17 protein-coding genes are annotated in these 20,721 nt (G+C 68.4%); 13 read left to right on the forward strand and 4 right to left on the reverse strand.

Annotated features, from left to right (window positions below; translation table 11 throughout):
- Positions 1-197 precede the first annotated feature (197 nt).
- Both ACQI46_RS17955 and ACQI46_RS17960 read left to right on the forward strand, forming a co-directional pair.
- The gene (locus ACQI46_RS17955) at positions 198-2,435 is read left to right on the forward strand and encodes an NADP-dependent isocitrate dehydrogenase (protein ID WP_427095383.1); all 2,238 of its coding nucleotides are present in this window, start codon (positions 198-200) and stop codon (positions 2,433-2,435) included.
- A 110-nt stretch (positions 2,436-2,545) separates the two neighbouring features.
- Complete coding sequence (locus ACQI46_RS17960; protein ID WP_427095384.1) at positions 2,546-3,649, forward strand: hypothetical protein; 1,104 nt, start codon at positions 2,546-2,548, stop codon at positions 3,647-3,649.
- A gap of 4 nt (positions 3,650-3,653) precedes the next feature.
- Here the strand turns inward: ACQI46_RS17960 and ACQI46_RS17965 are convergent, their stop codons facing one another.
- A complete protein-coding gene (locus tag ACQI46_RS17965) occupies positions 3,654-4,439 on the reverse strand; it encodes an SDR family NAD(P)-dependent oxidoreductase (protein ID WP_427095385.1) in 786 nt (261 codons plus the stop codon).
- A gap of 120 nt (positions 4,440-4,559) precedes the next feature.
- Between ACQI46_RS17965 and ACQI46_RS17970 the strand changes: the two genes are divergently transcribed.
- Positions 4,560-5,003 carry a Fur family transcriptional regulator gene (locus tag ACQI46_RS17970; RefSeq protein WP_427095553.1) on the forward strand — a complete coding sequence of 148 codons (444 nt, stop codon included), beginning with the start codon at positions 4,560-4,562 and terminating at the stop codon, positions 5,001-5,003.
- A 48-nt stretch (positions 5,004-5,051) separates the two neighbouring features.
- Complete coding sequence (gene katG, locus ACQI46_RS17975; RefSeq protein WP_427095386.1) at positions 5,052-7,295, forward strand: catalase/peroxidase HPI; 2,244 nt, start codon at positions 5,052-5,054, stop codon at positions 7,293-7,295.
- A 10-nt stretch (positions 7,296-7,305) separates the two neighbouring features.
- Here the strand turns inward: katG and ACQI46_RS17980 are convergent, their stop codons facing one another.
- Positions 7,306-8,058, reverse strand: coding sequence for an STAS domain-containing protein (locus ACQI46_RS17980; RefSeq protein ID WP_427095387.1), 753 nt, complete (start codon positions 8,056-8,058; stop codon positions 7,306-7,308).
- On the reverse strand, positions 8,051-9,061 hold the full coding sequence (locus ACQI46_RS17985; protein WP_427095388.1) for a chemotaxis protein CheB: 1,011 nt from the start codon (positions 9,059-9,061) through the stop codon (positions 8,051-8,053). The genes ACQI46_RS17980 and ACQI46_RS17985 overlap by 8 nt, the downstream gene beginning before the upstream one ends.
- Before the next feature lie 176 nt (positions 9,062-9,237).
- Between ACQI46_RS17985 and ACQI46_RS17990 the strand changes: the two genes are divergently transcribed.
- The 3 genes from ACQI46_RS17990 (at position 9,238) to ACQI46_RS18000 (ending at position 12,678) form a co-directional block, all read left to right on the forward strand.
- Complete coding sequence (locus ACQI46_RS17990; RefSeq protein ID WP_427095389.1) at positions 9,238-10,383, forward strand: glycosyltransferase family 4 protein; 1,146 nt, start codon at positions 9,238-9,240, stop codon at positions 10,381-10,383.
- A gap of 112 nt (positions 10,384-10,495) precedes the next feature.
- Positions 10,496-11,470 (forward strand): glycosyltransferase, encoded by a 975-nt coding sequence (locus tag ACQI46_RS17995; RefSeq protein ID WP_427095390.1) that lies wholly within the window; start codon positions 10,496-10,498, stop codon positions 11,468-11,470.
- Between the two features lie 29 nt (positions 11,471-11,499).
- On the forward strand, positions 11,500-12,678 hold the full coding sequence (locus ACQI46_RS18000) for a glycosyltransferase (protein WP_427095554.1): 1,179 nt from the start codon (positions 11,500-11,502) through the stop codon (positions 12,676-12,678).
- A 1-nt stretch (position 12,679) separates the two neighbouring features.
- Here ACQI46_RS18000 and ACQI46_RS18005 read toward each other — a convergent pair whose 3' ends face one another.
- Positions 12,680-13,558, reverse strand: a complete 879-nt coding sequence (locus ACQI46_RS18005; protein WP_427095391.1) for a glycosyltransferase family 2 protein — start codon at positions 13,556-13,558, stop codon at positions 12,680-12,682.
- On the opposite strand from ACQI46_RS18005, the gene ACQI46_RS18010 reads away from it, so the two are divergent.
- Genes ACQI46_RS18010 through rfaE2 form a run of 6 tightly spaced genes read left to right on the forward strand, consistent with a single transcriptional unit; the run spans position 13,557 to position 20,720 of the window.
- Positions 13,557-14,567 carry an NAD-dependent epimerase/dehydratase family protein gene (locus tag ACQI46_RS18010; RefSeq protein WP_427095392.1) on the forward strand — a complete coding sequence of 337 codons (1,011 nt, stop codon included), beginning with the start codon at positions 13,557-13,559 and terminating at the stop codon, positions 14,565-14,567. The two genes, ACQI46_RS18005 and ACQI46_RS18010, sit on opposite strands and share 2 nt — an antisense overlap.
- A 12-nt stretch (positions 14,568-14,579) precedes the next feature.
- The gene (locus ACQI46_RS18015) at positions 14,580-16,238 is read left to right on the forward strand and encodes a carbamoyltransferase family protein (RefSeq protein ID WP_427095393.1); all 1,659 of its coding nucleotides are present in this window, start codon (positions 14,580-14,582) and stop codon (positions 16,236-16,238) included.
- A complete protein-coding gene (locus ACQI46_RS18020) occupies positions 16,235-17,734 on the forward strand; it encodes an HAD-IIIA family hydrolase (RefSeq protein ID WP_427095394.1) in 1,500 nt (499 codons plus the stop codon). Before ACQI46_RS18015 ends, ACQI46_RS18020 begins: the two co-directional genes overlap by 4 nt.
- Positions 17,731-18,750 carry a glycosyltransferase family 9 protein gene (locus ACQI46_RS18025; protein WP_427095395.1) on the forward strand — a complete coding sequence of 340 codons (1,020 nt, stop codon included), beginning with the start codon at positions 17,731-17,733 and terminating at the stop codon, positions 18,748-18,750. Before ACQI46_RS18020 ends, ACQI46_RS18025 begins: the two co-directional genes overlap by 4 nt.
- A gap of 3 nt (positions 18,751-18,753) precedes the next feature.
- A complete protein-coding gene (locus ACQI46_RS18030) occupies positions 18,754-19,323 on the forward strand; it encodes a D-sedoheptulose-7-phosphate isomerase (RefSeq protein WP_427095396.1) in 570 nt (189 codons plus the stop codon).
- Positions 19,320-20,720 (forward strand): D-glycero-beta-D-manno-heptose 1-phosphate adenylyltransferase, encoded by a 1,401-nt coding sequence (gene rfaE2, locus ACQI46_RS18035; RefSeq protein ID WP_427095397.1) that lies wholly within the window; start codon positions 19,320-19,322, stop codon positions 20,718-20,720. The genes ACQI46_RS18030 and rfaE2 overlap by 4 nt, the downstream gene beginning before the upstream one ends.
- The last annotated feature ends 1 nt before the right edge of the window (position 20,721 follow it).

Consider the following 20,721-nt stretch of genomic DNA (forward strand, 5'->3'; position numbering starts at 1 on the left):
CGGCGTGAATGTAACCGCGCAGCAGCGCCGGAACGGCCGATGCGGCCGAAACTGGCCCAACCGTGACAGCACCGTGACGGCCTCGAAGCCCTGGCTGACCCTCCGTGGGGCAAGGCACGTTCGGTAGTCTGCGCCAGAAGGGTCACAGCTCTTCCAACTGACGCAGACCAGCAGACCAAAGCCGGGAGACAGCACACATGAGCGATGAGCAGCCGACCATCATCTACACGCTGACCGACGAGGCACCGCTGCTCGCGACCTTCGCCTTCCTTCCGGTGGTCCGCACCTTCGCCTCCGCCGCCGGTATCGACGTCAAGTCCACCGACATCTCGGTGGCCGCACGCATCCTCGCCGAGTTCAGCGACCGGCTCACCGACGAGCAGAAGGTGCCCGACAACCTCGCCGAGCTCGGTGAGCTCACGCAGCTGCCCGAGACCAACATCATCAAGCTGCCCAACATCAGCGCCTCGGTCCCGCAGCTGCTGGCGGCCATCAAGGAACTCAGGGCCAAGGGCTACGACCTTCCCGACTACCCGGGCGATCCGAAGACCGACGAAGAGAAGGAAATCAAGGACCGGTACGCCCGAGTTCTCGGTAGCGCGGTCAACCCCGTTCTGCGCCAGGGCAACTCGGACCGCCGGGCACCCAAGGCGGTCAAGGAGTACGCGCGCAAGCATCCGCACAGCATGGGGGAGTGGTCGCAGGCGTCGCGCACCCACGTCGCGACGATGAAGGAAGGCGACTTCTACCACGGCGAGAAGTCGATGACGCTGGACAAGGACCGCAAGGTCAAGATGGTATTGACCACCAAGAGTGGCGAGACGCTGGTGCTCAAGCCCGAGGTCAAGCTCGAGAACGGCGACGTCATCGACAGCATGTTCATGAGCAAGAAGGCGCTGTGCGAGTTCTACGAACAGCAGATGCAGGACGCCTACGAGACCGGCGTGATGTTCTCGCTGCACGTGAAGGCGACCATGATGAAGGTCAGCCATCCGATCGTGTTCGGTCACGCCGTGAAGGTCTTCTACAAGGACGCCTTCGCCAAGCACCAGAAGCTGTTCGACGAGCTCGGCGTCAACGTCAACAACGGCATGAGCGACCTCTACGACAAGATCGAGAAGCTGCCCGCCTCGCAGCGTGACGAGATCATCGAGGACATCCACCGCTGCCACGAGACCCGCCCGGAGCTGGCGATGGTCGATTCGGCCCGCGGCATCACCAACTTCCACTCGCCGTCCGACGTGATCGTCGATGCGTCGATGCCGGCGATGATCCGCCTGGGCGGCAAGATGTACGGCGCCGACGGACGCACCAAGGACACCAAGGCGGTCAACCCGGAGTCCACGTTCTCGCGCATCTATCAGGAGATCATCAACTTCTGTAAGACCCACGGCCAGTTCGACCCGACGACCATGGGCACCGTTCCCAACGTCGGGCTGATGGCGATGAAGGCCGAGGAGTACGGCAGCCACGACAAGACCTTCGAGATCCCCGAGGACGGCGTCGCCGACATCGTCGACATCGACAGCGGTGAGGTGCTGCTGAGCCAGAACGTCGAGACCGGCGACATCTGGCGCATGCCGATCGTCAAGGACGCCGCGATCCGGGACTGGGTGAAGCTGGCGGTCACCCGCGCCCGCGCCTCGGGGATGACCGCGGTGTTCTGGCTGGACGACGAGCGTCCGCACGAGAACGAGTTGCGCAAGAAGGTCAAGCAGTACCTCAAGGAAGAGGACACCGACGGCCTGGAGATCACGATCCTGCCGCAGGTGTGGGCGATGCGATACACGCTGGAGCGGGTCATCCGCGGCCAGGACACCATCGCGGTGACCGGCAACATCCTGCGCGACTATCTGACCGACCTCTTCCCGATCCTGGAGCTGGGCACCAGCGCCAAGATGCTGTCGATCGTGCCGTTGATGGCCGGCGGTGGCATGTACGAGACCGGCGCCGGCGGGTCGGCGCCCAAGCACGTCCACCAGCTGCTCGAGGAGAACCATCTGCGGTGGGATTCGCTCGGCGAGTTCCTGGCGCTGGGGGCCAGCTTCGAAGACATGGGCCGCAAGTCGGGCAACAAGAAGGCCGAGCTGCTGGGCAAGACACTCGACTCGGCGATCGGCAAGTTGCTCGACAACAACAAGAGCCCGTCGCGCAAGGCCGGAGAGCTCGACAACCGCGGCAGCCAGTTCTACCTGAGCCTGTACTGGGCGCAGGAGCTGGCCCAGCAGAGCGAGGACAGCGAGCTCGCGGAGTACTTCACGCCGCTGGCCAAATCGCTGGCCGACAACGAGGAGACGATCGTCGCCGAGCTCAACGAGGTGCAGGGCAACGCGGTCGACATCGGGGGCTACTACTACCCGGACCGGGAGAAGACCACGGCGGTCATGCGGCCCAGCAAGACGTTCAACGAGACGCTCGAAAGGGCGGGTAGTTAGCCGGCCGCCGGCAGTCTGCTGGTCACAGGGGGTGACGTGCGTAACATCTGTCTCAACCGTTTCGATAAGTAGCCATCACTGGTAGTGGACTAGGGGTAGCTATGCACGTAATGGGCTTGTCGCTCACCGCAACGAGTGCGGTGTGGGTGCTTCTGGACACCTCGAGCGGGGTCATCCTGGCCGAGGAGGTCGTGCCGGTCGTATCGGTGGACGAGGTCGCCAAGGCGGCCGCGCTCAGCGTCCAGGAGTTCACCGCGCACACTGAGCACCGAATCGACCGCGTGCACCTGACATGGACTCCGGACGGCCAGCACCACGGTGTCCGCCTTCGGACCAAGCTACGGCTGTTCGGGTTCGATGCGATCGAGACATTGACCCAGGACCAGGCCCGCGAAGGTCGCAACCGTACGGCCCGCCACATTGCCCCGCACCTCGCGATGGCCTACGGCGCGGCTCGCGCAGAGTACACCGACGAGACCAATTCCCCGCTGCAGAAGCTTGCCGCGCTGGTGCCTCATCCGGCTCCGGAGCCGGGCGGCTTGGGCATGCGGTGGTCGCGTTTCGTCGACGACGCCCGAATGTCCCTCTCGTCGGCGGCTTCCCGCCTCCCGGTGCGGATCGCCGGCGGTGTGGCCGCCGCCGCGGTCGTCGGGTTGGTCGCCTACGCACTGGTGGGCACGACGCCGTCGATGGCTCCCGGACCCGACCCTGTCGGGGCCGCCGCCGAGTCGGCACATCCGGCTCAGTCCCCACCCGAAGCGGCGCCCGTTCCGGTTCCGCCCCCGGTGGCGGTCCTCCCGGACACGGTGGCGGCCGCCGTGCAGCCCGAGGTGGCGCCGATCCCGGAGTCGGTCCCGGTCGCGGAATCCGTACCGGTGGCTGAGTCGGCGTCGCTCGAGGAGTCGGTGGCCGAGTCGGCGTCGCTCGACGATTCGGTGGTCGAAGCGTCCCCGGCCCAGACCTGGTCGGTACCGGTGAACACGCCGCACGTCGCCGCGGTCTCGGAGGAGACCCTGCCCGCAGCAATCGCGCCGTTGGCCCCGGCCGAAGCGGCGCCCGTCACCGCCGGTGTGCACACCGGGCAGACGCATCTGAGCGGCCCCGGACCCGTGCCGGGACCGGCGGTCGTACCCGCCCCGGTGGCTCCGGTGGCACCCGCGGTGCCGGCGCCCGCGCCAGGTCCCCTGAGCGGATTCCTGGGCGCGCTGCCCTGACGGCTCAGCGTCCCAGCGGCGCCGAGATCAGCCGGCTGCCCGCGGCTTTGACCGAGTCGGGCAGCACCCGCGACACGGTCCCGATCATCTTCGAGCTGAGCGAACCGGCGACCACCTGCTTGTCACCGCGCATCAGCGCATCGAAGCCCTGACGCGCCACCTCGGCCGGGTCGTCCTTGCTCATCTTCCCGACGGGTGTGTTGAGCATTTTCGCGCGCGCGAAAAAGTCGGTGTCGGTGGGCCCCGGCAGTAGCAGGGTCACCGTGATCGCACTGTTGCGCAGCTCGTCCTGCAGCGCCTTCGCGAACGACTGCACGAACGACTTCGACGCGTTGTAGACGGTCTGATAGGACCCCGGCATCATCGACGCGACCGACGAGGTGAACAGCACCTTGCCGGTGCCCCGGTTGGCCATGTCGCGGAGGACGAGCTTGGCCAGGTGCATCGTCGAGCGCACGTTGAGATCGATGATGTCGAGGTCGTCCTGCAGTTCTGACTTGAGGAACATGTCGCCACGACCGACCCCGGCGTTCAACGCGGCAACGGCCAGCGGCCGACCGCTCTCGGTGGCGTGGTGGAACAGCTTCTCGACGCCGACCGCGGTGCGCAGATCGACCTGAACGGGCTGGACGTCGCGTCCAAATTCGGCCAGCAGATCGGGCACCTGGTGGATCCCGTCGTCCTCGGCGGCCACCACCACGTCGTAACCGTTGCGGGCAAGAAGTCGCGCCAGCTCGAGGCCGATGCCGCTGGAGGCACCCGTCACGAGGGCGAGCTGTGCGTCAGTCATGCCGGGCGCATACCCCCGCACGCCGGTCGGAAACGACGCGACCTGCATGTGTTCGACGACATGCAACCGATTTTCGGGAAAAACTTGATCCCATCCAGAAAAGAGGCCAAGATCGAGAAGATGGCCGAAGATTCCAACTACGCGGACGCTCTGCGCTCGGCTGCTCTGCGCGTCACCCGCCCGAGGATGGCGGTACTGCAGGCGGTCGAAACGCATCCGCACGCTGACACCGAGCTCATCATCCGGGCTGCCCGCGAGGTGCAGCCCGACATCTCCCGTCAAACGGTCTACGACGCGCTCAATGCATTGGCCGCAACGGGTTTGGTTCGACGGATACAACCGGCAGGTTCGGTGGCCCGGTATGAGACCCGGGTCGGGGACAACCACCACCACATGGTGTGTCGGTCCTGTGGGGTCATCGCCGACGTGGACTGCGCGATCGGTGATGCCCCCTGCCTGACGGCATCGGATGACCTCGGTTTCGACGTGGACGAAGCAGAGGTCATCTACTGGGGGTTCTGCCCCACTTGCACGGCAACTCGATTGTCCCGATCACATCCGTGATCAACAGCCCCATCATTTACCGAATGTATGGATCAGGAAGGGAACACTGTGTCATCTGATACGTCCGATGCTCGCCCGCCGCACGCTGACAGCAAGACTGCCAGCAACAGCGAGAGCGAGAACCCGGCGATCGATTCGCCGAAGCCGAAGTCGCATGCGCCGCTGACCAACCGGGACTGGTGGCCCGAGCAGGTCGACGTGTCGGTGCTGCACAAGCAGAACGAGAAGGGCAATCCGCTCGGCCCGGACTTCAACTACGCCGAAGAGTTCGCCAAGCTCGACGTCGAGGCGTTCAAGCGCGACGTCATCGAACTCATCCGGACCTCGCAGGACTGGTGGCCGGCCGACTACGGCAACTACGCCGGCCTGTTCGTCCGGATGAGCTGGCACGCCGCCGGCACCTACCGCATCTTCGACGGTCGCGGCGGCGCCGGGCAGGGCTCGCAGCGCTTCGCCCCGCTGAACAGCTGGCCCGACAACGCCAACCTCGACAAGGCCCGCCGCCTGTTGTGGCCGATCAAGCAGAAGTACGGCAACAAGATCTCCTGGGCCGACCTGATCGCTTACGCCGGCAACGCCGCGCTCGAGCAGTCCGGCTTCCAGACCATGGGCTTCGCGTTCGGCCGCGAGGACATCTGGGAGCCCGAGGAGATGCTGTGGGGCCAGGAGGACACCTGGCTGGGCACCGACAAGCGCTACGGCGGCACCAACGAAGGTGAGCGCCAGCTCGCCGAGCCCTTCGGTGCCACCACGATGGGTCTGATCTACGTCAATCCCGAAGGCCCCGAAGGCAAGCCGGATCCGTTGGCCGCGGCCCGCGACATCCGCGAGACCTTCGGCCGCATGGCGATGAACGACGAGGAGACCGCTGCTCTGATCGTCGGTGGGCACACCCTGGGCAAGACCCACGGCGCCGCCGACGTGAACGTCGGACCCGAGCCCGAAGGGGCCCCGATCGAGGACCAGGGCCTCGGCTGGAAGTGCCCGTTCGGTTCCGGCAACGGCAACGACACCGTCACCAGTGGTCTGGAGGTCATCTGGACCGGCACGAACTCGGAGTGGAGCAACGCCTTCCTGCAGAACCTGTACGGCAACGAGTGGGAGCTGACCAAGAGCCCCGCCGGCGCCTGGCAGTTCGAGGCCAAGGACGCCGAGGCGACCATCCCGGATCCCTTCGGCGGCCCGCCGCGCAAGCCCACCATGCTGGTCACCGACGTGGCCCTGCGTGAGGATCCGATCTACGGTCAGATCACCCGGCGCTGGCTGGATCATCCCGAGGAGATGGACCAGGCCTTCGCGAAGGCGTGGTACAAGCTGATGCACCGCGACATGGGGCCGATCAGCCGCTACCTCGGTCCGTGGATCGCCGAGCCGCAGCTGTGGCAGGACCCGGTGCCGCCGGTGGACCACGAGCTCATCGACGAGTCCGACATCGCCTCGCTCAAGAGCACGCTGCTCGACTCGGGTCTGACGCTGCAGCAGCTGATCAAGACGGCATGGGCGTCGGCCGGCAGCTACCGCGGCACCGACAAGCGCGGTGGCGCCAACGGTGCCCGCGTCCGGCTGGAGCCGCAGAAGAGCTGGGAGGCCAACGAGCCGGCCGAGCTGGACAAGGTGCTGCCCGTGCTCGAGCGCGTTCAGCAGGAGTTCAACGCCTCGGCCACCGGTGGCAAGAAGGTGTCGCTGGCCGACATCATCGTGCTGGGTGGTTCGGCCGCCGTCGAGAAGGCTGCCCGCGACGCGGGTTACGAGATCGACGTGCACTTCGTCCCGGGGCGCACCGATGCTTCGCAGGAGCAGACCGACGTCGAGTCGTTCGCGGTGCTCGAACCGCGGGTGGACGGCTTCCGCAACTTCTTCCGCCCCGGCGAGAAGAATCCGCTGGAGCAGCAGCTGGTGGAGCGGGCCTACCTGCTCGACCTCACCGCTCCGGAGATGACGGCGCTGCTCGGCGGTCTGCGGGTGCTCAACGTCAACCACGGCAGCAGCAAGCACGGCGTCTTCACGGCCAATCCGGGCGTGTTGAGCAACGACTTCTTCGTCAACCTGCTCGACATGCGGACGCAGTGGAAGCCGTCGGAGAACCAGGAGAACGTGTACGAGGGTCGCGACCGCGTCACCGGTGAGATTCGGTGGACGGCCACGGCCAACGACCTGGTGTTCGGCTCCAACTCGGTGCTGCGTGGCATCGCCGAGGTCTACGCCCAGGACGACAGCAAGGGCAAGTTCATCGAGGACTTCGTCGCTGCCTGGGTGAAGGTGATGAACAACGACCGGTTCGACCTGCGGTAATCACCTGCTCCTACAGGTGATTCTCAGATCCTAGGAGCGCCCACACCGTTTTCCCGTCTGCTGTCGGGGTGTTACCCCACGCGCGGCTCAGCGCCGTGATGATGGCCAGGCCGGAAACGGTGTGGGCGCCGGACCCTGGGTCCTCGTGCCGTACCGCCGGAAGAGGGTTGTCGTCTCTGACGGCGACGGTGATGGTGTCGCCTTTGGCTTCCACGGCCAGCGCCGGGTCACTGGTCGTGTGGTCGAGGACGTTCTCGATGAGAATGGTCGCCACGGTGGACGCGGTGAGCGCCATCTCCGACCGGTCCCAGGCCGCCAACCAGTCCGAGATCAGTTGCCGCGCCTGCCGCAGACTCGCGAAATCGGCCGGCAGTTCGGCGCGGGCCCGCCGACGGAGGTCTCGCCGGCTGACGGCGATCTCGGACCGTGACGGCGTGGCTGCATAGATCGGGACGTACCGCGTGACCGCGCTGCGCGCGATGCTCGCCCGTCGGTCGGCGTCCCGGCAGATCAACAGCACCGGAACATCGGGCCACGTGCTGACATGCCACCGTGCGCTGGCGAAGACGGTCCAGGCCGACGTGCTGGGCGCGTCGAGACCGGTGACGTCGACCATCACGACGTCCGGCTCCTCCAACGCCGCCTTGATGACGCTGTCGCGGACGTGGCGGTAGGTCGTACTGTCCAGCGTTCCGCTGATCTCCAACAAGATTCGTTCGTGTTCGTGTCGCGCCTCGACGCTGACAATGCCGCCGTCACGCATCGCTGGGAGAGGATTGGTCTTCCGACACCGCAAGCCGTTCCCGCAGTACCACCACGGCCTTGTCGGTTTCTTCGGCCAGGGCGATGTAGCGGTCCCGCACCGGGGCGGAAGCAGCCTTGGAGGCAAGGAGATGCGCGAGTCGCGACTTCTCGTGCAGACTGCGAACGGCCACCCACAGGGCGCGTTGCACCTCACTGTCGCACGACGAGAGCAGCGCGTCGGCGCTCCACGCATGACCTACCTGGCAGCGATAGCGTCCGTCAGCGACCTCATGCAGTGATCCGTTGCAGTCGGGGCAGGTGAACCCCGCGGCGGGTCCGAGGTTTTCGGTATCGATGTCGGTGGTGAGCTGGTCGGCCATCGCGATCCGGTTTTCCAACTCCATGTAGTGGTCAGGCGGGTGACCCAGGACGTCGTGGTCGCGTTCGCACAGTTTTGCCACCAGCGCGCCCATTTCGTCCGCGGTGGCGGTGTGATCCACCACGCCTGCTTGGAGTGCATGACGGGGCATCGCCGGAAACGCGGCGTCTGAAGGGGTTTGGCACAACGTGATGCCACCTCGTGCACGGATGGCAGCCAATCCCAGCACACCGTCGTCGAGAACACCGGACAACAGCACCCCGATCGCGCGGGACCCGAAAGCGACTGCGACAGAACGGAACATCGCATTGAGAGCCGGCCTGTGCCCGTTCTCGGTGGGGCCCTGCGACAGCACGATCTGATGGTCCTGCGTCAACAAATGACGGCCCGGCACCGCCACGTAGATGTGGCCTGGTTCCAGGGCGGTGCCGTCCTCGGCCGCGACCGCCCGCAGCGGGCCGCGCCGGTCGATGATCTGGGCGAGCACACTGGGCCCTGCCGAAGGCAGATGCAGAGCCATCAACACGGCATAGGGGAGATCCTCGGGCAGCCCGGCCGCAACCTTCGACAGCGCCTCCACGCCACCGGCCGAACCGCCGACCGCCACCACGCCGAGGGCGCGACGACTCACCGTACTACTCATCGGACCCAAACTACCCGCAATTATGACGACTTATGCCGGCGAGCAGGCCGCCATCGAGCCAGAAAACGAATGATGTGGCCCCTCAAACGAACGGTGTTCCGTATTCCGTTTCGCAAGTTGCACTTTTGGACTCCCAACAACTGGCGTCACGATATTTTCGGTCTTGAAGGGATGCAATGAAACTGGCTCTCATCGGCAACTTGTTCGACGGCCGCTTCGACCTCTCCAGGTTGGCGGCTGTCCTGGCCGATCGAGGGCACGACGTCGAGGTGATCACCGCTTCTGCACCCTCATGCCCGAGCGCTGCAGGTGGTTTCGACGTCGTCCCGATCTTCGGCGAGGGCGCCGTTCCCCAGGAACCCGAGATGATCGGCCCGACGATCAGCGAAATCGGCCGCTTTCTGGCGGACAGATGGCAGCGGGCGACACCGGACATCGTGCACTGCCACGGCTGGACCTATGGAATGGCAGCACTCCTGGCTGCCCGTCGAACGCACATCCCGATCGTGCAGAGCTACCACGGATTGGCCGACACCGCTGCACAGTCAGCGTCTACCCCCGCATCCGACAGCCGCAGGAACATCGAAGCGCTGTTGGCCAAGAGCGCCACGGTGGTGACCACCTCGTGCACCGACGACATGCTCGAGGTGATCCGGATGGGATGCCCACGGCCGCGAGCCTCGGTGCTGCCCCCGGGCATCGACATCGACGAGGCCGGCGTCGTCGAGATGCGGCCTACCTCAGCCGGCGCCCGCCAACAGGTGGTGTCCCTGACAGAGGATTTCTCGAGCCGCAGCAGCGTCGACCGCGTCATCACCGCCCTACGGTCCCTGCCGACCGCCGAGCTGGTCATGGTCAGCATGACGGGGGCCGACCCCACAGATTTGCGACGACTCCATGGAGTCGCCGAACGACTCGGGATCAGTTCCCGTATCCGGGTCGTCACCTCGGGCGCCGGGCCGGAGCTGTCGGCTCACCTGCGGTCGGCCGATGTCGTCGTCTGCCCGACCGCGCACGATCCGCACGCAACCTTGGCGCTGCGGGGAATGGCGGCGGGTACGGCGGTGGTCGCCGTCGAGAGTGGCGGGGCCCGAGACGCGGTCGTCGCCGATGTGACCGGTGTGCTGGTCCCGCCGGGCAGCACCGAGGCGCTGGGCAGAGCCGTACGTTCCCTGCTCGGGCAGGCTGTTCTGCGCCAGGGGATGGGTCTGGCCGGTCGCGCCAGGGTGCGATCACGCTACTGCTGGGATCGCATCGCCACCGACGCCGAAGTGGTCTATCAGTCGGCCCGGCAGCGTTCCGGCAGCGCACTGACTCACTGATACCGACGGTCTGGCAAACACTTCAGAAAAGGCTGCCACCTGCGTCGTTGAGTATCTGAAGATTTCTCCCGAGAAGTGTTTGTCGAATTCTCTTAAGGGTATTTCGCGCCGCATGCCCTCACCCGGGAAGCGTCGGTCGATCCTCATCTGGCACGTCCACGGCTCGTGGACCGAGTCGTTCGTCGCCGGTGAGAACGACTATCTTGTGCCGGTCAACGGCGCCCGCGACGCCGACGGCCGCGGCTTGGCCGGACGGCACTGGCCAAATGCGCGTGAAGTGCCGCTCGACGCGTTGGGCGGCGAGGACGTCGACGTGGTCGTCCTCCAGCGCCCGCATGAGATCGACCTCGTCAGCAAACACTTGGCCCGTCCTGGATCGGACGTTCTCGCGGTCTACGTCGAGCACAACGCACCCCGGCCGTCCGCGGTCGACAGCGTCCACCCACTCGCCGGGCGGGACGACATCCCGCTGGTACATGTCACCGCGTTCAACGCCCTGATGTGGGACAACGGATCGGCCCCGAACCGGGTCATCGACCACGGGGTGCCTGATCGCGGTATGCGCTACCGGCCCGAAGTGCCCGCGGCCGCCACCATGATCAATGAGCCGGTGCGGCGATGGCGCACCGTCGGCGCAGACCTGCTGGCGCCGCTGAGCCGATACGCCCCGATCGACGTGTGGGGCATGGGCACCGATCGCCTCGGGGAGGATCCCAGATTCGGCGACCGGGTCCGGGGCCACGGGGACGTGTCCGGCGCGGCAGTGCTCGAGGAGGTCACCCGCCGACGCGTCTATCTGCACACCCCCCGCTGGACCTCGCTGGGCCTGTCGCTGCTCGAGGCGATGGGCGCCGGCATGCCTGCTGTGGCGGTGGCCTCGACCATGGCCCCGCTGGCGGTGCCACCGGACGCCGGTGTCGTCAGCGCGGACATCGCCGAGTTGGGCGAGGCGCTCGAACGATTCGTCAGAGACCCCGGGGCCGCCGAGATCGCAGGAAAGGCAGCACGGGAATTCGTTCTGGCGCACTACGGGCTGGAGCGATTCCTCGGTGATTGGGATGAGTTCCTCGAGGAGGTGTGCCAGTGAGCTCCACATACCCGCAGCTCAAGGTCGCGATGGTGTCGGAACACGCAAGCCCGCTGGCTCATCTCGGCGGTGTGGACGCCGGCGGGCAGAACGTGGCGGTGGCCGAACTGTCGGCCGCGCTCGCAGCCGCCGGGCACGAGGTGGTGGTCTACACCCGGCGCGACGACGTCGACCTGCTCGACCGGGTGGACACCGAGCACGGCTACGCGGTGGTGCACGTACCGGCCGGCCCACCCGAGCCGCTGCCCAAAGACGAACTCCTGCAGTACATGGACGCATTCGGCACCTTCCTGGCCGCGCAGTGGCAGCAATGGCGACCGGACGTGGCGCACGCGCATTTCTGGATGTCCGGTCTGGCGACCCTGACCGCCGCGCGCCGCCACGGCATCCCGACCGTGCAGACATTCCATGCGCTCGGCGTGGTCAAACGCCGTCATCAAGGACGTGACGACACCAGCCCTGACGAACGCATCCGGTTGGAGACGCACCTGGCCCGCAGCGTCGACTGGGTGGCCGCCACCTGCACCGACGAGATCGCCGAACTCACCCGCATGGGGCGGCGCGAATCGTCGATGTCGGTGGTGCCCTGTGGCGTCGACCCCGACGAGTTCTGCGACCGCGGTCCGGCCGCCACCCGCGGCACGCCGCAGCGCATCGTCTCCGTGGGACGACTGGTGCGCCGCAAGGGATTCGACACCGTCATCGGCGCGATGCCGCATCTGCCCGGTGCCGAACTGGTGATCGTCGGCGGGCCAGACAAGTCCGAGCTGGACGCCGAGCCCGAAGCCCAGCGCCTGCAGCGCGTGGCCGCCGAGTGTGGCGTTGCCGACCGGGTACACCTCTATGGCGCGATCGCGCGCGACGAGATGCCGATGCTGCTGCGCTCGGCCGACGTGGTCGCCGCGATGCCCTGGTACGAGCCTTTCGGCATCGTCCCGTTGGAAGCCATGTCCTGCGGCGTGCCCGTCGTCGCATCGGCCGTCGGCGGCATGCTCGACACCGTCGTCGACGAAGTAACCGGACGGCTGATCCCGCCGCGCGATCCACGCAGGTGCGCCGAGGCGATCAGACCCATCCTGGCGAACACCCATCTGCGTGCCGTGTGGGGCCGCGCCGGCCGCCGCCGGGTGCAGGACCGCTATTCCTGGCAGCGGGTGGCCGAGGACACCATCGCCGTCTACCGCCGCGTGTCGGGGGATGCGTTGTGACTCAACCAGTCTCGAGGGCCCGCAGCGCACGTTCCGTCTCGGCGGGTAGCCGGCGTCGCTCGGCGATCACCGCGGGAAGTGCGCGCAGCGCTTGGCCGAGCGCCGCGGCGTGCTCGCGGTCGCGCACCGCGGCGCGCACCAAGTCCCTGGCGGCCCGGGCGCAGTGGCCCAGGGGGCGCCGCAACCAGGTGCTGAGCACCGCGTTCCGCAGCGACCGGGCATCCTGGGCTGCGGTGGTGCCGCGCCGGGTCGAGGGCCGGTGGTATGCCACCAATCGCTCGCAGAAGCACAGGTCCCAATTGTCGGCGGCCAGATCCCAGGCCAGCAGTGCTTCTTCTCCGCGGAAGTGCAGGATCGGGCTGAAGCCGCCGACGGCCTCGAACGCCGACTTGCGGACCATCGCCGAGCACGCCAGGAAGCCGAGGATGGACGGGCCCGGCAGCGCCGGATCCCAGCCCAAGGACGAATCGGCGAGTTGCTCGACGATCGGATCGTCACGCATGTCGGGATACACCACCGTTCGACCGGACAGCACCGCCACCGAGGGATATGCGTCGAAGATCTCCTCGGCGGCTGTGATCGCGCCGGATTCCCACCACGAGTCGTCGTCACAGAACGCCACGTACGGTGTCTGCGCCTGTGCCACGCCGACATTGCGGCCGACAGCGCCCAGATTGTCGTCCAGCTCGACCACTGTCAGCCGAGCCCCGTCGTCCGCCGCCACCTTCTTGGCCATGGCCACCGAGTCGTCGTCGGAATTGTTGTCCACCAGGATGATCGGAGAATCCGTCGTGTCGAGCAACCGCCGCAGCACCTCGGCCAGTTCTGTCGACCGGTTACGGCTGGCGATGACGAACGATGTGCGTGAGCCCGGGATCATGGGAAGCGAAGCTACCCGCGTTCCCGGCGACCAAACGCGTCTCCGACGAGTCCTGGTGACCGGCGGGGAAGGGTTCATCGGCCGGCACCTGTGTGCCCGGTTGGCCGAATCCGGCGCCGATGTGGTGTGTGTGGACAACCTGTCGACCAGCGCGGTGCGGCTCACCGATCCGCTGCCCAGTGTGCATTTCGTGAACCACGACATCACCGAGCCGCTCCCGGCGGCGTGGCGCGACGTGGATTTCGACACCGTCTTCCATCTGGCGTCACCGGCCTCTCCGGTGGACTACCTGCGGCTGCCGTTGGCCACGCTGCGCGCCGGGGCTCTCGGCACAGCGGTCGCCCTGGACGTCGCCCAGCGCTGCAACGCCCGGATCGTGCTGGCCTCCACCAGCGAGGTCTACGGCGACCCCCTCGAACATCCGCAGCGCGAAACCTATTGGGGCAACGTCAATCCCATCGGACCCCGCAGTGTCTACGACGAGGCGAAGCGCTACGCCGAAGCTCTCGCGTTCGCCTACCATCGGGAACGTGGCACCAACATCGGGGTAGCGCGGATCTTCAACACCTACGGTCCCGGAATGCGTCCGGACGACGGACGGGCGGTCCCGACGTTCTGCCTGCAGGCGCTGACCGGGCGGGCGCTGACCGTGGCCGGCGACGGCCGTCAGACCCGCTCGCTGTGTTACGTCGACGACACCGTGGCCGGGCTGATCGCGCTGGCGCGAAGCGATTTCGCCGGGCCGGTGAACATCGGCAACCCCGTGGAACTGCCCGTGCTGACCATCGCCGAGACCATCCGTAACCTCAGCGGCTCCGATGTTCCGATCCACCACGAGCCCGCGGTCACCGACGACCCGAAACGCAGGTGCCCCGACATCACCACGGCGCGCGACGCCTTGGGGTGGGCACCCCAGGTCGGTTACCTCGACGGGCTGTCCACCACCCTCGACTGGTTCCGCACTGTGTCCGCCGTCGCCGCGCCCGTGTCGAGCGCCCGAGCCACCTGAACGGGGAACAGCATGAAAATCCTTGGTATCAACGCAGTTTTCCATGACCCCGCGGCCGCTCTGGTGATCGACGGTCAGACCGTCGCCGCCGCCGAAGAGGAACGGTTCTCCCGGCGCAAACACGGCAAGCAGGCGGTGCCGTTCTCCACCTGGGAACTCCCGGTGGCCGCGGCGAAGTGGTGTCTGTCGGAAGCCGGGATCTCCCCGGCCGAGCTCGACGCCGTCGGTTACTCCTACGACCCGACGGTGATGGAAGACGACACCGGGCAGACCGAGGGGCTGGACCGCAACTGGGAGTACCTGCGCACGCTGTACGCGCAGCGGGCCCCGCACTTCCTGGCCACCGCGTTGCCCGGGCTGGACCCCGCGGTGGTGCGCCATGTGCGGCACCACGTGGCCCACGCCGCATCGACCGCGCTGGCCTCACCGCACCCCGACACCGCTGTGCTGGTCGTCGACGGCCGAGGTGAGCGCACGTCGATGCTGTCCGGTGCCTATCGCGACCACAAGCTGGATGTCCTTGCCAGCCAGGCACTTCCGCACTCACTCGGCTTGCTCTACGAGAGTCTGACCGAACACCTGGGGTTCACCCGGTCCAGCGACGAGTACAAGGTGATGGCGATGGGCTCCTACGGACAACCTCGCTTCATCGAGGCGCTCAGGGAGCGGGTCCACGCCACCTCCGACGGCGGGTTCCGCACCGAACCGATCATCTGGACCGACTTCGCGCCGGTGCGCGAGCCCGCGCGCTCGGACCAGGCCGGCGCCCTGGCCCGGCCCGAACCCGTGCACGCCGACCTTGCGTGCAGCGTCCAGCAGGTCGTCGAGGAAGTGCTGCTCGACCTGGTGGCATGGCTGCGCGAGCGGGTCGACGGCCCCAATCTGTGTCTGGCCGGGGGAGTGGCGCTCAACTGTGTGGCCAACACCCGGCTGCACGCCGAGAGCGGCTTCGACCGCATCTGGGTGCAGCCCGCCGCCGGAGACTCGGGAACGGCGTTGGGCGCCGCGCTGGCCATCGCCGCCGACGAAGGCGAGCCGATCGCGCCGATGCCGTCGGCTCAGCTGGGCCGCGGGTTCACCGACGAGCAGATCGCCGCGACCCTCGACCGGGCCGCACTGCGCTACGAGCGTCCCGACGACCTGGCCCGCACCGTCGGCGATGCGCTGGCCGACAACCAGCTCATCGGATGGTTCCAGGGTCGGTCGGAATTCGGTCCCCGCGCGCTGGGGGGACGCTCACTGCTGGCCGATCCGCGGCGCACCGAGAACCTGGAACGGCTCAACGACGTCAAAGGCCGCGAGCAGTTCCGGCCCGTCGCACCCATGGTGCTGGCCGAGCGGGCCGCCGAGATCTTCGAACGCGGACCGCTGCCCAGCCCCTACATGCTGTTCGTTCACGATGTCGCAGACGCGTGGCGGGACCGGATTCCCGCCGTCACCCACGTCGACGGCACCGCGCGCGTGCAGACCGTCGGCCCCGACCAGCCGCTGCTGCACGCGACGATCGAACACTTCGCGGCCCGCACCGGGGTGCCGGTACTGGTCAACACCAGCTTCAACACCGCGGGCCGGCCGATGGTCGACAGCCCCGCCGACGCGCTGGAGTGTTTCGGCAGCGCCCCGATCGACATGCTCGTGCTGGGCCCGTATGTCCTGCGGAGGCGCCGATGACCACCGACGCCACCATCGTGATCCCGACGGTCGGACGAAAATCCCTGCAGCACTTGCTGATCGCACTGCAGACACAGGAAGGTCCCCGCCCGGCGCAGGTCATCGTCGTCGACGACCGTGCCGAGCCCGCACCGCTGACGTTGCCGTCCGGGCTGCCGGTCAAAGTGCTCGAAAGCGGCGGCCGCGGACCAGCGGCGGCGCGCAACACCGGCTGGCGGGCCGCCGACACGCGGTGGATCTGCTTCCTCGACGACGACGTCCTCCCCGGCCCCGGCTGGCTGGCCGCGCTGCACACCGATCTCCAGGCCGCCGACCTCGCCGAGGCCGCCGGCTCACAAGGCCGGCTGCAGGTGCCGCGCGACGACGCGGATCGGGCCGCCACCGACGACGAGCGGCGGACGATGCGGCTCGCCGACGCGAAGTGGATCACCGCCGACATGGCCTACCGGCGCGACGTGCTGGTGGCCGTCGGTGGCTTCGACGAACGATTTCCCCGTGCCTACCGGGAAGACAGCGACATCGCGCTGCGCATAGTGTCCACCGGGCGCCGGATCGTCGACGGCACCCGCACCAGCATGCACCCGGTCGCGCCGGCGACCTGGCGCACATCGATCCGCGTGCAGGTGGGCAACCGCGACAACGCGCTGATGCGACGCAAGTTCGGCCCGCAGTGGCGCCACCGCATCGGCGAAGGCCGCGGCCGCCTGCCCGCACACGCTGCCGCCACAGCCGCCGCGGCCGTGGCGATCGGCGCGGCCCTCGGCCGGCGGCGCCGCCCAGCGCTCCTCGCGGGACTGCTCTGGGCGGGATTGACCACCCAGTTCGCGGTGCAGCGGTTCCTCGCCGGTCCGCGCACTCTGCCCGAGGCCGCGCGGATGACCGCCACCAGCATCGCCATCCCGCCCGTGGCCGTGGCGCACCGGATCGCCGGCGAATGGCAGCACCGGCACGCGCACGCCGAACCCCTGCTGGCAGTGCTCCTCGACCGCGACGACACCCTGATCGTCGACGGTCCCTACCTGAACGATCCGCGCGGCGTGGTCCCGATGCCCGGCGCCCGCCACGCACTGGACCGACTCCGGGAACGCGGCCTGCTGCTGGCCGTGGTGACCAACCAGTCCGGTGTCGCGCGCGGTCTGATCAGTCCCGAACAACTCAGCGAGGTCAATGCCGAGGTGACCGGTCAGCTCGGCCCGTTCCACAGCTGGCAGATCTGCCTGCACGGCGAGGACGACGGCTGCTCCTGCCGCAAACCCGCGCCGGGAATGGTGCTGGCCGCCGCGGCCGAACTCGGAGTGCCGCCGCACCGGTGCGTGCTGATCGGTGACACCGGAGGCGACGTGGCCGCGGCACTGGCCGCCGGGGCGAGGGCAATCCTGGTGCCCACCGCCCGCACCCGAGTCGAAGAGATCACCGACGCCCACGCTCACCCGCGCGCCGCGGTCGCGCCGACCTTGACCGCAGCCGTCGACGTCGTGCTCGAGGACAGCCGATGAGCACCGCGCTCGTCGCCCGCCTCGACAGTGCCGGGGATGTGCTGATCACCGGACCGGCCGTCCGCGCGGTCGCCCACCGGCACGACCGCGTCGTCATGTTGGCCGGGCCGCGGGGACGGGCGGCGGCCGAGCTGCTGCCCGGTGTCGACGAGATCATCGAATGGCAGGCGCCCTGGGTCGATTTCGACTCCCCGGACCTGACCGCCGCGCACGCCGAAGGACTGATCAAGCAGCTGCGCGACACCGCACCGGAGCGGGCGTACATCTTCACCTCGTTCCACCAGTCGCCACTGCCGCTGGCGCTGTTGTGCCGCATGGCCGACATCGGCTGGGTCGGCGCGATCAGCGTCGACTACCCGGGCAGCCTGCTGGATCTGCGCCACCATGTCGCCGACGGCGTACCGGAACCGGAGCGCGCGCTGTCCCTGGCCGAGGCCGCCGGCTGCGCGCTCCCGGACCATGACACCGGCACCCTGCAGGTCACCGGCATCCCCGCGCTGCCGGCCCGAATCGGCGAGCTGATCGATGACCCCGCCTACGTCGTCTTCCATCCCGGCGCCGCGGTACCGGCCCGTCAACCCAGCCCGCAACGCAGCACGGCGATGGTGGAGATGTTGGCGCACAACGGGTTCCGGGTCGTCGTGACCGGCGGTCCGGGGGAGCTGGAGTTGACGCGCATGGTGGCCGGTGACGCAGCGGTGGACCTCGGCGGACGCACCACCTTGGCCGAACTCGCCGCGGTCCTGGCTGCCGCGCAGGTCGTGATCGCACCCAACACCGGCACCGCGCACCTGGCGGCCGCCGTCGGCGCCCCGGTGGTGTCACTGTTCGCCCCCGTGGTGCCGGCGTCCCAATGGGCGCCCTACGGCGTACCGACGACCATCCTCGGCGACCAGGACGCGCCCTGCCGTGCCACGCGAGCACGGGTGTGCCCGCTGAACCGCCACACCTGCCTGGACGACATCACCGACACCGCGCTGCTGTCCGCAGTGCATGCGTATCGACAGAAGAGGTAGCTCATGATCGCCGCGCACTTCGACGACCTCATCGGTGCCGTGGGCCGGACCCGCGGCCACATCGACCGGATCGACGCCTGGGGCCGGCACCTGGCCGGCGTGCTGACCGGTGGTGGGCGGTTGCTGGCGTGCGGCAACGGCGGCAGCGCCGCAGAAGCCCAGCATCTCACCGCCGAGCTGGTCGGCCGGTTCAGAGACGAACGGCAACCGCTGTCGGCCATCGCGCTGCACGCCGACACCTCGGCACTGACCGCGGTGGTCAACGACTACGGCGGTGACGAGATCTTCTCCCGCGGCGTGCGGGCCCACGGACGCAAAGACGATGTGCTGGTGGCTTTGTCGACCAGCGGCAGCAGCCACAACGTGCTGACCGCGGTCAAGGCCGCCCACGAGATCGGTCTGACGACCTGGGCCCTGACCGGTCCGGCGCCCAATCCGCTGGCCGCCATGTGCGACGACGCGGTCTGTGTCGACGCACCCACCACGGCCACGGTGCAGGAGGTGCACCTGCTCCTGGTGCATGCCCTGTGCATGGCGCTCGACCAGCGCGTGCTGGGACCGGTGGCCTCGTGAGCGCCGCACCCCTGGTGATCGTCGGCGACGCGATCCTCGACGTCGACATCGAAGGCACCGCCACCCGGCTGAGCCCGGAGGCGCCCGTCCCGGTGGTCGACGTCGAGCGCACCTGGCACCGCCCCGGCGGCGCGGGACTGGCCGCACTGCTGGCCGCACGCACCGACGAGTCGGTGGTGCTGATCTGTGGAATCGTCGACGACACGGCCGGCCGGCAGCTCGGCGAGCTCCTCCGGTCGGCCGGTGTGCACCTGGTGCCGCTGCCGATGCGCGGCGCCACCGTCACCAAGACCCGGGTGCGGGCGCGCGGACAGTCGGTGCTGCGCATCGACCGCGGAGCCGCCGTGCCCACCGCCGGGCCGCTGCCCGTCGAGGCGCAGCGGGAACTGAGTCGCGCGCGCGCCATCTGCGTCGCCGACTACGGCGGGGGAGTGACCGCGCTGCCAGCGGTCCGCGAGACACTGAGCGGGCTGGTCGACCGGGTGCCGATCGTATGGGATCCGCATCCGCGCGGTGCGGCACCGGTCCCCGGCGCCACCGTGGTGACACCGAACGAGGCCGAGGCCCAACAGTTCTGCGGAGGCGGCCCCGCAGAGGAGCTGCCCGGACTCTGGCAGGCGCGCCACGTGTGCGTCACCATGGGTGCCCGCGGCGCGCGGATCTTCTCCGCCGACGGCCGCCGGATCCATGTCGGCACACCGGAACTCGCGGTGCGCGGATCCACGCGCGACGACGCGTGCGGCGCCGGCGACCGGTTCGCCGTCGCGGTGGCCGCAGCGCTCGGTGCGGGTGCAGAGCCGGCAGCCGCCGTGACCGCCGCGGTCGACGCCGCCGCCCGATTCGTCGCAGCCGGCGGCGCGGCCGGGGTGTCGACACCTGTGGTCGATGTCGAAACCGACTCCGCGACAGTCGATCCCATCGGGGCATCAGCCACCGATGCCGCCGCCCTGGCCGAGCGGCTGCGCGCGGCCGGCCGTACCGTCGTGGCCACCGGTGGCTGTTTCGACCTCCTGCACACCGGGCACATCCGATTGTTGCGGACCGCCCGCCAATTGGGTGACGCACTGATCGTCTGCATCAACTCCGACGATTCGGTGCGCGCTCTGAAGGGTTCCGGACGGCCGGTGATGGCCGCGCCCGACCGAGCCCGGGTTCTGGCCGCACTGGCATGCGTCGACGCGGTCGCGATCTTCGACGACGCGACCCCGGAACGGCTGCTGGAGGACCTGCGGCCGGACATCTGGGTCAAGGGCGGCGACTACCGCGCCGACGACCTGCCCGAAGCCGCGGTGGTCAGACGCCACGGGGGCGAGGTCGTCATCGTGCCCACCGTCGCCGGCTATTCCACCTCCGCCCTGATCGCCGCGGCGCGATCCCACCCCACCACGGAAAGGTGAC

Origin of the sequence: Mycobacterium sp. SMC-4, assembly GCF_050205565.1 — a bacterium.
GTDB lineage: Bacteria > Actinomycetota > Actinomycetes > Mycobacteriales > Mycobacteriaceae > Mycobacterium.